General features: G+C 52.3%; 9 protein-coding genes and 2 pseudogenes. 2 read left to right on the top strand and 9 right to left on the bottom strand.

Annotated elements, in window-relative coordinates; genetic code table 11:
• Window positions 1–120 precede the first annotated feature (120 nt).
• Window positions 121–1092, top strand: a complete 972-nt coding sequence (locus LCF41_RS08665) for an IS110 family RNA-guided transposase (protein WP_225087702.1) — start codon at window positions 121–123, stop codon at window positions 1090–1092.
• 21 nt (window positions 1093–1113) lie between these two features.
• On the opposite strand, the pseudogene LCF41_RS08660 reads toward LCF41_RS08665, so the two are convergent.
• Window positions 1114–1542, bottom strand: a pseudogene (locus tag LCF41_RS08660) (transposase); the annotation flags it as partial.
• Between the two features lie 57 nt (window positions 1543–1599).
• Window positions 1600–1704: pseudogene (locus LCF41_RS22185) on the bottom strand (transposase domain-containing protein); the annotation flags it as partial.
• Window positions 1705–2027: 323 nt separating this feature from the next.
• Here LCF41_RS22185 and LCF41_RS08650 point away from each other — a divergent pair.
• Window positions 2028–3119 (top strand): hypothetical protein, encoded by a 1092-nt coding sequence (locus LCF41_RS08650; protein WP_225087701.1) that lies wholly within the window; start codon window positions 2028–2030, stop codon window positions 3117–3119.
• 576 nt (window positions 3120–3695) lie between these two features.
• Here LCF41_RS08650 and rhlE read toward each other — a convergent pair.
• From rhlE to LCF41_RS08615, 7 genes are all read right to left on the bottom strand, one after another.
• The gene (gene rhlE, locus LCF41_RS08645; protein ID WP_225087699.1) at window positions 3696–5132 is read right to left on the bottom strand and encodes an ATP-dependent RNA helicase RhlE; all 1437 of its coding nucleotides are present in this window, start codon (window positions 5130–5132) and stop codon (window positions 3696–3698) included.
• 282 nt (window positions 5133–5414) lie between these two features.
• Window positions 5415–6236 carry an IucA/IucC family C-terminal-domain containing protein gene (locus tag LCF41_RS08640; protein WP_225087698.1) on the bottom strand — a complete coding sequence of 274 codons (822 nt, stop codon included), beginning with the start codon at window positions 6234–6236 and terminating at the stop codon, window positions 5415–5417.
• Window positions 6226–7077: an ABC transporter ATP-binding protein gene (locus LCF41_RS08635; protein ID WP_225087697.1), complete on the bottom strand. Its 852-nt coding sequence runs from the start codon at window positions 7075–7077 to the stop codon at window positions 6226–6228. The genes LCF41_RS08640 and LCF41_RS08635 overlap by 11 nt, the downstream gene beginning before the upstream one ends.
• 12 nt (window positions 7078–7089) lie before the next feature.
• Window positions 7090–8121 carry a FecCD family ABC transporter permease gene (locus LCF41_RS08630; protein WP_225087696.1) on the bottom strand — a complete coding sequence of 344 codons (1032 nt, stop codon included), beginning with the start codon at window positions 8119–8121 and terminating at the stop codon, window positions 7090–7092.
• Complete coding sequence (locus tag LCF41_RS08625; protein ID WP_225087695.1) at window positions 8114–9103, bottom strand: FecCD family ABC transporter permease; 990 nt, start codon at window positions 9101–9103, stop codon at window positions 8114–8116. The genes LCF41_RS08630 and LCF41_RS08625 overlap by 8 nt, the downstream gene beginning before the upstream one ends.
• On the bottom strand, window positions 9100–10119 hold the full coding sequence (locus LCF41_RS08620; RefSeq protein WP_225087694.1) for an ABC transporter substrate-binding protein: 1020 nt from the start codon (window positions 10117–10119) through the stop codon (window positions 9100–9102). The genes LCF41_RS08625 and LCF41_RS08620 overlap by 4 nt, the downstream gene beginning before the upstream one ends.
• Window positions 10109–12214, bottom strand: coding sequence for a TonB-dependent receptor (locus LCF41_RS08615; RefSeq protein WP_225087693.1), 2106 nt, complete (start codon window positions 12212–12214; stop codon window positions 10109–10111). Before LCF41_RS08615 ends, LCF41_RS08620 begins: the two co-directional genes overlap by 11 nt.
• Window positions 12215–12647 lie beyond the last annotated feature (433 nt).

The following is a 12647-nucleotide window of genomic DNA, read 5'->3' as shown; positions in this document are numbered from 1 at the left end:
TCCCAACTATTTGACGAGTAGCACAGAGGCTGAAAGACGGGGTGTGGAGCCTCGCAGATTTCCGGCATCATCGTGCCTATAACGGGATACTCATCGTTCCCCTGACTGGAGACTCCACACATGAATAACTATACCCCTGTTGGCGTTGATATCGCAAAACACCTGATTCAGGTTCACTTCATCGACAAACATCGCGGCGAAGTGGTGGATAAACAGCTGCGACGTCAGGATGTTCTGACCTTCTTCAGCAACCGTGAACCCTGCCTGATTGGTATGGAAGCCTGTGGCGGCTCTCAGCACTGGGCCCGGGAGTTGAAGAAACCTGGTCATCAGGTTCGCCTGCTTCAGGCGAAATTCGTCAAAGCCTTCCTGATGGGCAACAAGAACGATGTCATGGACTCCCGCGCCATATGGATGGCGGTCCAGCAACCGGGACGGGGGATAGCCGTAAAGAGCGAAGAGCAGCAGGCCGTTCTGGCACTGCATCGCATGCGCCGCCAGTGGGTGAAGTTCCGCACCGCGCAGACCAATGCCCTGCATGGCTTACTGCTCGAATTTGGTGAAACAGTACGCAAAGGACGTACCGCGCTGGACAAGGCTCTGCCCGTGGCGCTGGAGAGGCTGAAAAACCGCCTGCCGCTGTTCCTCATCGCCCAGATTGAAGAGCAGCACCGTCGCTTGAGTGAGCTGGATGCTCAGATTAACGGCATTGAGCAACAACTGACGGCGCTGGCGAAACAGAACGAGACCTGCCGACGGCTGATGGCTATACCCGGCGTAGGGCCACTGATAGCCACGGCGGCGGTGGCTACGATGGGCGAGGCTCATGCGTTCCGGTCGGGACGGGAGTTCGCGGCCTATGTCGGACTCGTCCCAAAACAGACCGGCACTGGCGGCAAGGTTCGCCTGCTGGGGATAAGCAAACGCGGTGACACCTACCTGCGTACGCTGTTTATCCATGGAGCGAGGGCAGCGAGCCTGTTGGCGAAAGAGCCGGGACCGTGGATAACGGAGTTAAAGAAACGGCGGCCTGGCGCAGCGATATTCTATCGTCTACGCCGTCTGACCGCACAGCCAGCCACGGCAAAATAACGCGATAAAAAAGGAGCCGCTGAAGCTCAACTGATAAGGCAGGTAATCTCCTTTCAGCGTAAACGCCATTTTCACCATCTGATAACGCACCAGATTGTACGTCAGTAGCACGCCCCACAACTCCTGCCTCACCATTTCCGGCAGTCTGCTCCGTAAATGCCACCTGTTACCCAGCAAGCCTTGTTTCGCCTCGCGATATCCCAACTCGATTTCCCATCGGTGAGCGTAAAGGGCGTTCACCTCCGCCGCCGGATAACGCATCGGGTCCGTCAGTGACGTCAGCACCTCTCGCGTTTTTCCTTCTATCGTCTTCGTTAACAACCGCGCTGTGATGCTCTCCGGCAGCGTCGCCCATTGTTTACGCGCCTGCGGCGATGTCTTTATCCGTACCAGTCTGTCTTGCCTGCCCAGCTTGCTTATCACTTCGTATTGCGTATTTTTCTTCAACGGCGTGCCGGAGCGATCAGCGATATCCATGAGATTAACGATGTGGGAAAGAGGACGCTGATTGAATACGGCCATGCCAATAACCAGCCACACCATGGACTCAAGGGGAAGTTTTCGCTTGCGCAGCGTGACGGTATCAGTGAGCGTTAATGCCTGTTCAATCATGCTAACGGGCAGGTAAGGTATTTAGTAACGAATTAAACGACATAACATTAATTCGCGAATTCATATTAAACGTCTGGCGAGAAAAAAATCCATTTTTTTGTTCATATTAACGACATGAAAACCCATCATTTATTATATTAAAATAAATTTTTTATAACTAATCATTATAAAATTATATTGTTTTTATTTATAAATTTCTCTTTGTTTTGAGGGAACTTCTTCAGATAAAAAACCACCTAAAATTAGGGTGGAAATAAAAAACACTCTAACATTAAACATTGAAATTAATAGTTAAATTAAAAATACACCTACGGAGTTACATCATGCCCATGAAAATTAACAATACGGTAATACAAAATAAGAATATAGAGTTGAGTACTGGAGGGGAAAAAGAAATAGAAAAAAAAGATGTTGGGAATCAAAAAAAAGATGCATCTTCTTCTCATTCTGGGCAGATTACCCCTTGGCCTGCACGTAATCCTAATATAAAAAATGCAACCCCGGATGATATAAAAAGAAAGTCATTGAATCAAACGAATTTTCAACAGATTACATATCCAACTGATCTAAATAAAAAAGCTGACCCCAATATTATTAGTGCAAAAAATTATGGACAGAAAGCAGATGATACTCAGTTTTCACTAAGACAAAAATTACAAGAAAAAGAGGCAACTGGACTATTCAAGAATGCAGTAGATATTGTAATGAATCGCAATATGGAACTGGAGCGTCTTGGCGCCTTTACAGCAACATCCAATATGAATTCGCCTCACAATGGAGCACATTTCTGGAGTGGTAGCAGCATGCAGGACGGTAAAGTTGTGCATTCTGCAATGCTGACGGCTCAGGAGATGGCAAAAAAGACGGGGGGAGTGACGTTAGAAATGACGGAAGGAGGCCATGCATTGCATAACTATAGCGGTGAGGAAGATAGCTTTTCTTTTATAAAAGAAAGATTTAAATATACTGATGGGACAGCATCAAGCAATGATAGTTATTCAGTCAAAAAGGATATTATAGAAAAAGGTGTCAATAGCACTGGAATTGACATGATGGCAGAAACGGGACTAAACAAGACAGATGCTAAGGAGTACATCTCATCATCAAAACATTCCACTCCACATATTCTTTGGGACATAATGTCAATGCGTTATGCAGATAAAGTTACAGGGGAAGCTACATCGATACATGCTGTATCAGAAAACGATCCCTATGTTCAAAGTGATGCTTTCCAGAAAAATACATGGAACGCTAAAGAGCGCCCTGCATTGGAAAAAAACAATATTCCAATAAAAGAGTTATTTTCTGAACAATTGCAAGGTGAATTAGTGGAACCTTATGAGGTTAAAAAAACAAATTGGTCAAACACTGGTGGGTTCATTGGGAATATAAAAGATGATGGAAATAATAAGTAAATAAACGCTAGACTCTAAATAATCCAGTATATACCCGTCATACTTCAAGTTGCATGTGTTGGCCGCGTTCAGTCACCCGAATAATTTACCCGTGTAAGCTCATCGGGATTCCCTCGCTTGCAGCCTTCCTGAAACTAGAATTATTTAGGGTAGAGTGTTCATTCCATTAAAGGTGATCGTTCAGGCGATCACCGGAAATGCTAATAATAGCATTAAGAGTTTGTTGTCAAATAATTTTGCATAATAGTCGAACTGTTGAAGGGAATTATTGGCTGGCGAAGCTATTGAGTAGCCAGTTATCTCTACATTATGTGATGACAGTCGATGGGCAACAAAAATAGTAGACTGGACAAATTATGAGCATTGTCATTTCTGTATTTCTCGATTATGAAGAAAAATGATTAGGTGGAACATGTTCAACAATGCTCTTAGTTTGACAATAATTCTGTTTATTTAAGTGTGGATTTAGAGGGAAACACAGTGATGAGGTCCCCGAAGGGATACCTGTCACCGTGGTACCCCTCGGTATCTTGATTCTTAAACGTTCGGCATTAGTCGTCTGGCTCCCTATCGTTTTTACTTGTCCGCTGGCTTACTGCGATTTTGCGGACGTGGCGCACGGCGTTGTCCTTCGCCATTGCCCTTATTACTTTTATTGCCGCTATTACCACCCCAAGGGCTGTCGCTATTGCCGCCTGCTTTACGCGACTGACGATTGCCATCGGCCGAGCGGCGTTCACTCTGACCTTGACTACGCTCAGACTGCCCGGACGGCGCACCAGACTGCGCACGAGGAGACCCGTTACGCGCTCCACCGCCGCCACGGTTGCCCTGACGGCCATTCACAATCGGCTCGGCCTTGATAGACGGATCAGGCTCATAGCCCTCAATAGCGATACGCGGAATCTCGCGCTTTAGCAGGCGTTCAATGTCACGCAACAGCTTGTGCTCATCCACACAGACCAGCGACAAGGCTTCACCCGTCGCTTCCGCACGACCGGTACGGCCAATACGGTGAACATAATCTTCCGGCACGTTTGGCAGCTCATAGTTCACCACGTGCGGCAGTTGGTCGATATCCAGACCGCGTGCGGCGATATCCGTGGCAACCAGCACGCGAATACTACCATCTTTGAAGTTCGCCAGCGCACGCGTACGCGCCCCCTGACTTTTATTACCGTGGATAGCCGCAGCGGTAATACCGTCTTTTTCCAGCAGCTCAGCGAGGTGGTTAGCGCCGTGTTTAGTCCGGGTAAAGACGAGTACCTGCTGCCAGTTGTTTTCACCAATCAGCTGTGACAGCAGTTCACGCTTGCGGCGCTTATCGACAAAATGCACGTGCTGCGTCACCAGTTCAGACGGCGTATTACGACGCACGACTTCAACCGAGGCGGGATTGGTCAGCAATTTGTTCGCCAGCGCTTTGATCTCATCAGAGAAGGTGGCGGAGAACAGCAGATTTTGGCGTTTAGCTGGCAGCTTCGCCAGTACACGACGAATATCGTGAATAAAGCCCATGTCCAGCATGCGATCCGCTTCATCCAGCACCAGAATTTCAATCTGTGACAGGTCAACGGCGTTCTGATGCTCCAGATCGAGCAGACGCCCCGGTGTCGCCACCAGAATATCCACGCCGCCACGCAGTTTCATCATCTGCGGGTTAATGCTCACACCGCCAAATACGACCAGTGAACGCAGGCGCAGATACTTGCTGTACGCCTTCACATTCTCATCAATCTGCGCGGCCAGCTCACGGGTTGGCGTCAGGATCAGCGCCCGTACCGGACGGCGGCCTTTCCCTTTATGCAGCGCTTCACGGCTGGTCAGCAGTTGCAATAACGGCAACGTAAAGCCCGCCGTTTTACCCGTACCCGTTTGTGCGCTGGCCATTAAATCGCGTCCTTCCAGCACCACAGGAATCGCCTGACGCTGTACAGGGGTAGGATCGCGATAACCCTGCTCTTCAATCGCGCGCAGAATATCGGCACTCAAGCCGAGAGAATCAAATGACATAAAAAGAACAACTCCAGATCCGCTCTGACCGGACAGCAGCCGGTGTAGTTTTCAGAGGGTCAGTAAGGCGGGTTTGACGGGCCACTATTAACGTAACAACTCATATAACCATTTACGTAAAACAACGACATACGCAACAACCACGATGAACGGGCACAACTACGGTGCATGACTGCCGACGATTGTAGCAGAGATTATGAGCACTAAGGGATTTTTATCTACGGTAGTGCACTTTTTCGCTATCGGCAGCCCGTCACCGCGGCAAGAGTATGAATGAGCGCGTTAAATGCGCTTTTGCCCGCGCTTCTCTGGGCGCAATAAGGGGCAATTTTGGCAGTATTCCTGTGGCTGCGACGCCTTGTAATAAAAACAGCAGGTGCGGCGAAAGCGCACGTCACGAAAGCTCACCGAGCGCCCCGCCACCGGAACCCGCGTTTTCGCCCGAAAGAACGGTCTTAGCGGATTCTCATCGCAGCCGAAACGTTCACCGGGCGCAGCCAGTAAGGCGTCAAAGTCCTGCTGCACCTGCTGTGCCAGCGTCATTCCCGGTGCACACATCGCCGCCGGATCGTCCCACTCAATACGCTGTTCATATAATGAAAACACCCGCACCGCGACGTTCTCCCACAAGATGCGCAGCGGCGCGCCCGACACCGTCGACAGCGTATGCAGAATCGGTGACAAATGCTGAGCAAACAGCGTGTCGAACAGGCTATCGCGCCATGCCTCCCGCGTTCCCCACTCCGGCTGGGAGACGGTGAGATCGTAAAGCGGCATGGTCGACGTCCACAGGCGGTCGTGCCCGAATTCCAGCACGCTGTTATCCAGCGTCATATTCAGCCCTTTGTTATATACCGACAGGGCGTACAGACTGGAGGCCGTGGTTAAGAACCCGATGCGCTTTGCCAGCAGCGAGGCAGCAATCTTGTGTGATGGCGACAGCAGTAACGGCGTCAGCGTTGCCAATAACCCGCGGCAATAATCAGGATCTAACACTCTGCGACTCGGGCAGCTCTCCTGCCCTGTCCGCTGTGTGGCATCCGTTAATTGCAGTGTGCCGGAGAGCATCGTCCACTGCTGCGGCGTCAGACGATTAGCCGACATCGGCTACCGTATCCACCGCTTCACGCCCAAACGGAATACACAGCGGCGTACCGAAGAACGGATCGTCAATGATGCGGCAGTTCAGGTTAAACACCGTTTTTACCGTGGCTTCGGTGAGAATGTCACGCGGATTGCCCTGCGCAAACACCGTTCGATTATGGACGGCCACCATGTGATGCGCATAGCGACACGCCAGATTCAAATCATGCAGCACCATCACGATGGTTTTCTGCTGTTGAAGGTTCAACTCCCGTAGCAAGTCCAACACCTCCATCTGATGCGCCAGATCGAGATAAGTCGTGGGTTCATCCAGCAGGACGATATCCGTATCCTGCGCCAGCGTCATCGCGATCCAGACGCGCTGGCGCTGCCCGCCAGACAACGAATCCACCGCACGATCCTTTAATGCCAGCACGCCGGTGCTGCGCAACGCCTGCAGCACTTTTTCTTCATCCGTTGTCGACCACTGCTTCAGCCACGACTGGTGTGGGTAACGCCCCATTTTCACCAATTGATAGACCGTCAGACCTTCGGGCGCGGTCGGCGTTTGCGGAAGAATCGCCAGTGATTTCGCTACCTCAACGGTGGATTGCCGATGGATATCCGCTCCGTTGACAATAATCGTCCCGCTCGCGGGTTTCAGCAGACGGGCAAACGACTTCAATAGCGTGCTCTTGCCGCAGCCGTTGCTACCCACCAGCACCGAAATCTTCCGAGCTGGCAGCGTGATATCCAGCGCATCGATCACAACCTGCTTTTCGTAGCTCAGCGTCAGCGACTGGCTGGCAATCGCCTCGCAGTTAGTATGGGGGATGCATGTTGGCTGCACATTCTCTGGCATAATCTTGCAATCTCAATAGCGTTGCCGAAGCAATAAATAGATAAAGAAAGGCGTCCCAAGTACGGAGATAAAGATGCCGGCAGGCAGATCCAACGGCAGGAATGCCGTACGGCCAAGTAAATCAGCCACCATCACTAATAAGCCGCCCGTCAGTGCCGATACCAGCGCCAGACCGGGAAATGAACGGCTCGCCAGCTTTTTCGCAATATGCGGTGCCAGCAGGCCGACAAACGCCATCGCGCCCGCATAGGCAATCGCCGCGCCTGCCAGCGCGACGCTCAGCGTCAGCAACGCCAGCCGAATGCGTCCGACAGACTGACCGACACCGCAGGCCAGCGCATCATCCAGCTCATGCACGTTAACGTGCCGCGCCAGCCCCACCAGAAACGGTGCACCGAGCAGCAGCCAACCCGCCAGTGCCGATACCTGCTGCCACTGCGCGCCATAAATACTGCCCGTCAGCCACACGTAGGCTGTCAGCGTGGTGCCTATCGGGCTAAACACCAGCATCATCGTCACCGCCGCACCCATAATAGCGGACAGCCCAACGCCAACCAGCACCAGCCGCAGCGGCGAAGCGCCCTGCTTCCACGCCAGCAGATAAATAGCGACAGCAGTGATCCACGCCCCGCCCATTGCTGCCAGCGGCAGCCAGCGCTGGCTTACCGCCGTCGCCAGGAACGAGAGGAAGAATACCGCTGCTGCCGATGCGCCGCTGGTAATCCCCAGAATATCCGGCGAGGCCAGCGGATTGCGTACAATGCTTTGCAGAATCAAGCCGGATATCGCCAGCGCGCCCCCCACCAACAGCGCTAACAGCACACGCGGCAAGCGCAGGTCGTTGACGATAAAGTGCACGCCGCTGTCTGCCTTTCCCAGCAGCGCCGACGCCACCTGCGCAGGAGACATCACCACCTCACCCAGCGACAGCGAGAGAAACATGACGGCTAACACCACCAGCAGGAGCGAGAGCGCCACCGCAGAGGTACGGCGATCAATCTGGCGCGAAATATTGCCCACACGCATGGTCCACACCTTACCCATGTCGCATCCCCTTTCTCGCCAGATAAATGAAGAACGGTGCGCCTAGCAGCGCCGTCATCGCGCCGACTGGCACTTCCTGCGGCACGATCAGTAAACGTGCAACAACATCGGCCAGTAGCAGCAATGAGGCACCAAAAATGGCGCAACCGGGCAACAGCCAGCGGTGATCGGTTGACAGCACGCGACGCACAATATGCGGCACAATCAGCCCGATAAAACCAATATTCCCGGCTATCGCCACCGCACCACCTGCCAGCCCGATCACGCACAGCCCGGACAATCCTCGCACCAGCGCCGTTCGCTGCCCCAATCCTTTGGCAATCTCGTCGCCCGCCACCAGAATATTCAGGTGACGCGCCAACAGCAGCGTAAGGAATAGCGCGATGACAAAGTACGGCAGGAGCGGTAACAGCATCGACAGGTTACGACCGGACACTGAACCGGCCAGCCAGAACAGCATGCTGTCCAGTCCGTCCTGATTGATCACCAGCAGCGCCTGCGTGAACGAAATAAACAGTGCGCTAATCGCGGCACCGGCCAGCACAATGCGTAAATGGCTGGAACGCGCATTGCCCAGCGTTCCCAACACGTACACCATCACTCCAGCAACGGCCGCGCCCAGATAGGCCGTCCACGCCAGCGCGATCTGCGAAGAAAAAGTCAACAGCGAAGACAACAGAACAACAGAAAACATGGCTCCGGCGTTAATACCGAATATCCCCGGCGAGGCCAGCGGATTACGCGTCAACGCCTGCATTAAGGCTCCCGCTACGGCAAGGCTGGCACCGACGACGATGGCAATCACCGTTCTCGACAGTCGCGTCGTCAACACCAATATCTGGTCGATCTGTTGCGGATCGTAATGGAACAGCGCGTTGAACACCGCCCTGAACGAAATCGTCGTTTGCCCCAGCATCAAGCTGGCGATGATACTCAGCAACAGTAATGCAATACCCGCTGCCGTCACGATGCACTTTCTCATCGCGTCTGACTCTCCTTTGTGCCATCGGTTTTTTTGCCAGCAGGCTCCATGTTGCCAGCGAACTGCCGCTCAATATCGTCCAGCATGTTATTCGCGCCCAAAATACCGCCAGACAGGCTCCAGGCTACGTTATCCACCGGATACACCTGTTGCTGCTGAAGCGCATGCAGCCGTTGCCAAAGCGGGTGCGCCTGCCAATCCCGGTAATTCTGCTCGACCGCGGGCTTGCCTGAACGCAGCAGCACAAAGAACAGATCGGCATCCACCACCGGAATGCTCTCTTTACTGGTGAGCTTTTGCATCACACCTGCTGTGTAGCTTTCCGGCCGCGACCAGACAAAGCCGATCTCCGACAGCACCGATCCGGCAAAGCTGGCGGGCAGGTAGCTGCGCATGTGATCTTCACGGAATTCGAGAATGGAAACGCTGAGCGGCCAGCGTTCACCGAATCGCGCTTTTAGCCGATCGCGCAGCGCATCCACGCGCTGATTCCAGTGGGATAAAATCTCGCGCGCCTTATCTTCCCGGTTCAACGCCACGCCCATCATCTGTACCGTTTCTTTAAATTCAGAGACCTTATCCAGCGCAATCGTCGGCGCGATCTGCGCTAGCAGGCCGTAGATCTTCTCATGCCGAAACGCCGATGCCACAATGAGATCGGGCTTGAGTAACGCGATGGTTTCCAGACTGGGCTGCGTTTCCAGCCCAACCAGCGTCACGCCCTGCAATGCGGGGCGAAGGTAGCGATAAATCGGTTTCTCCGTCCACGATTCCACGACGCCAATCGGTTGGATTCCCAGCGCCACGGCAGAATCCGTCGCCCCCTGAAACAGCGTCACGACACGTAGCGGCGTCCCCGTCACGGTGGTCACGCCCAACGCATGGCGAATCTGACGCGGCGGTTCAGCCGCTTGTACCAACGCCACCAACAGAAAGCACGACAGGACGGCCAGCGTAAGACGCTGCCTTGTTGCTGAATGGAGGACGTGATTAAAGTAGTTACGCTTAGAAATCAATCGAATAACCCAGTGTCACCGTACGACCGCGCCCGGAGAAATAGCGCGTGTTGTTATTAAGTCCAGCCTGCGAATAGTAGGTGATGTATTGCTTATCCAGCAGGTTAGCCACCGCGACATTGAGGCGGCCATATGGCAATTTATACCCCACCGCCGCATCCATCAGCAGGTAGCCGTCAAACGCCAATCCCGCATCGTCAAAGCTGCGACTGAAAGCATAATTCGCCTGTACAAACGAGCTCCATTGATCATTCCAGTTCGCCGACCAACTGGCGATGACCCGATCCGGCGCAATATTCAGGCCGTTGAATTTTGTATCCACTTTGCCGTCTTTATTGTCGTCATATTTTCCTTCGCTGTGCGCATAGGAAGCATTAACTTTGTGCTGTTCGTTGATCTGATAGCCCGCGGTCACTTCAACACCACGAATCTGTGTGCGCTGGCGTTCGGACAAAAATACGCCACCACTCTCCGTCACGTTTTCGCCCAGTTTCGATTTGGACTCATAATAGCTGGCTTCAAAATCAAACTTATCCCGCTTAAAACGGAACCCTGTCTCTACATTATCCGTCACAATAGGCTTAAAACCGTCAAAGTTTTTCAGACTAACGCCTGAACGTTTGATGGTCCGCAACGCACGACCCACATCCGGCATACCGAACCCTTCCGAGTAGTTGGCAAACAGACTCAGCGAATCTGTCGCCGCATAGATGATACCCGCGTTATACAGCGTTTCATTAAATTTCGGACTACCGCCTTGTACCGTCACACCATTGTTAGACGCTAGCGTTTGGTAGTCGCCGACCTTCAGTTTGGCGATTTCATGACGAATGCCAGCATGCAGCGTGACATTATCCAGCAGTTGATACTCCCCCTGAATAAAAGGGGAATAGTTGGTGTATTCTGTTTCCGGTACATAGGTACGCTGGGTCAGGTAGAGATCCTGCTTCCCTTTATCGTACAGGGTATCGAAACCGACCGTAATTTTCAGCGTATCGTCCAGTAAATCGTCCTTGGTCAACGCCAGCTTGGTGCCGTACTTATTGGCGACGGAGCGAGATTGATCATACAGCGACCCTCTAGGCGCTATCGCAGGATCTTGAAACGTACTCGAGTTCGTCGCACCAAATAATGCTTCATAGCGCTGGTTAAAAAGCAGAGCCGACAGTTTCATTCCTGCAAGATCATGGTTTTCGTAAGTAAAGCCGGTCGTCCATATGCTGTTATGGGGTGCTTCACCCCGTGGAGTACCCCGAACTGACGTCGTCGGGAGCCCCTGGCTACGGATACCATCCACGCTCAGATAGTTATTCTCATTTTTAATGTTATAGCGGTTCACGCTCAGTTGGATACGTTGATAGTCATCCAGCCAGTAACCCACTTTCCCCATAAAATCGTAGGCTCGCGAATCCATCGTGTCGCCCTGTGTGTTATCCACGCCGACAGGCCGATTATTGCCGTCCAGATACAACCCCTGATTCTCATAGCCAATTGAGAACAGGTAGTCGAGATAGTCCTCGCGTCCATCGACTCGATAAGTGGTTTTATAGCTGGCGGTTTCGCCACGAATCTTTTCCGTTGGAAGCGTAGTCTGTACGTTGACATGTTGATTAAATGAACCGTTTTCCGGCCGACGGGTAATGATGTTGATTACCCCGCCCGTCGCGCCCATCCCGTTGGTGGCGTTCGCGCCGTGAATCACTTCTACGCGTTCAACCATCGAAAAATCGATAGTGTGCATTTCACGCCCAGTCGGACGCAGCGGGTTGGATTGCGGAATACCGTCGATCATTACCAGCGGCGCACGGCCGCGGAAGGTTTCACCGCTGCCGCTCATTTTCTGACGGCTGGGGGAGAATGAAGGCAGTAGATTGCTCAGAATTTGCGACGAGTCAGAGGTGACCTGCATCTGCTGCTCAATTTGCTCTTTGGTAATCACCGTGACCACCTGCGGCGCTTTCTGCTGCTGGATGCTCGAGCGTGAAGCGGTAATCACCATCTCATCACCGCTCGCCTCATCCTTTTTCGTCGTGTCATCCTGTGCATACGCCGGAGCAATCAGCACGCATGGCATCAATGCGAGTAAAGTGCGCATCTGGTTCACTGTCCTTCCCCTTTGGTTATGTATCCAACCGTCAATAAAAGTCACCGCCTGTGCCGAGATGCTTAACTGGAAACGACCACCTCGGCACAGACAAAAAAATGCCAAAATGCTGCGCTTCACGCGAAACATCTTGGCGGGTTATTACCGGCTCAGGCATTAAACACAGAGGTTTTCCACCCTGTGCACTGCATCAATGCCGCCAGCTCGCTATGTAATTGCTAATAACAATTATTATCATTCAATAAAATAAATTACAATAGCGCCGATTTATTTTCACTTTTTTAACAAAATGAAGGTGTTGTGCCAGATAGGGGCGGGTATGTCTGACGGTATTCGCCGGATGCCGTGCATTTTTGTGAAACAGATCACGCTAAATCACCATAAAGACCTGTAACTCGTCATATTATTAATCACTTAGATCAAT

The organism is Pectobacterium colocasium (assembly GCF_020181655.1).
GTDB classification, from domain to species: Bacteria; Pseudomonadota; Gammaproteobacteria; order Enterobacterales; family Enterobacteriaceae; genus Pectobacterium; species Pectobacterium colocasium.
The sequence above is the reverse complement of the archived record's forward strand: the minus strand, read 5'-3'. Positions and strand labels throughout refer to the sequence as shown.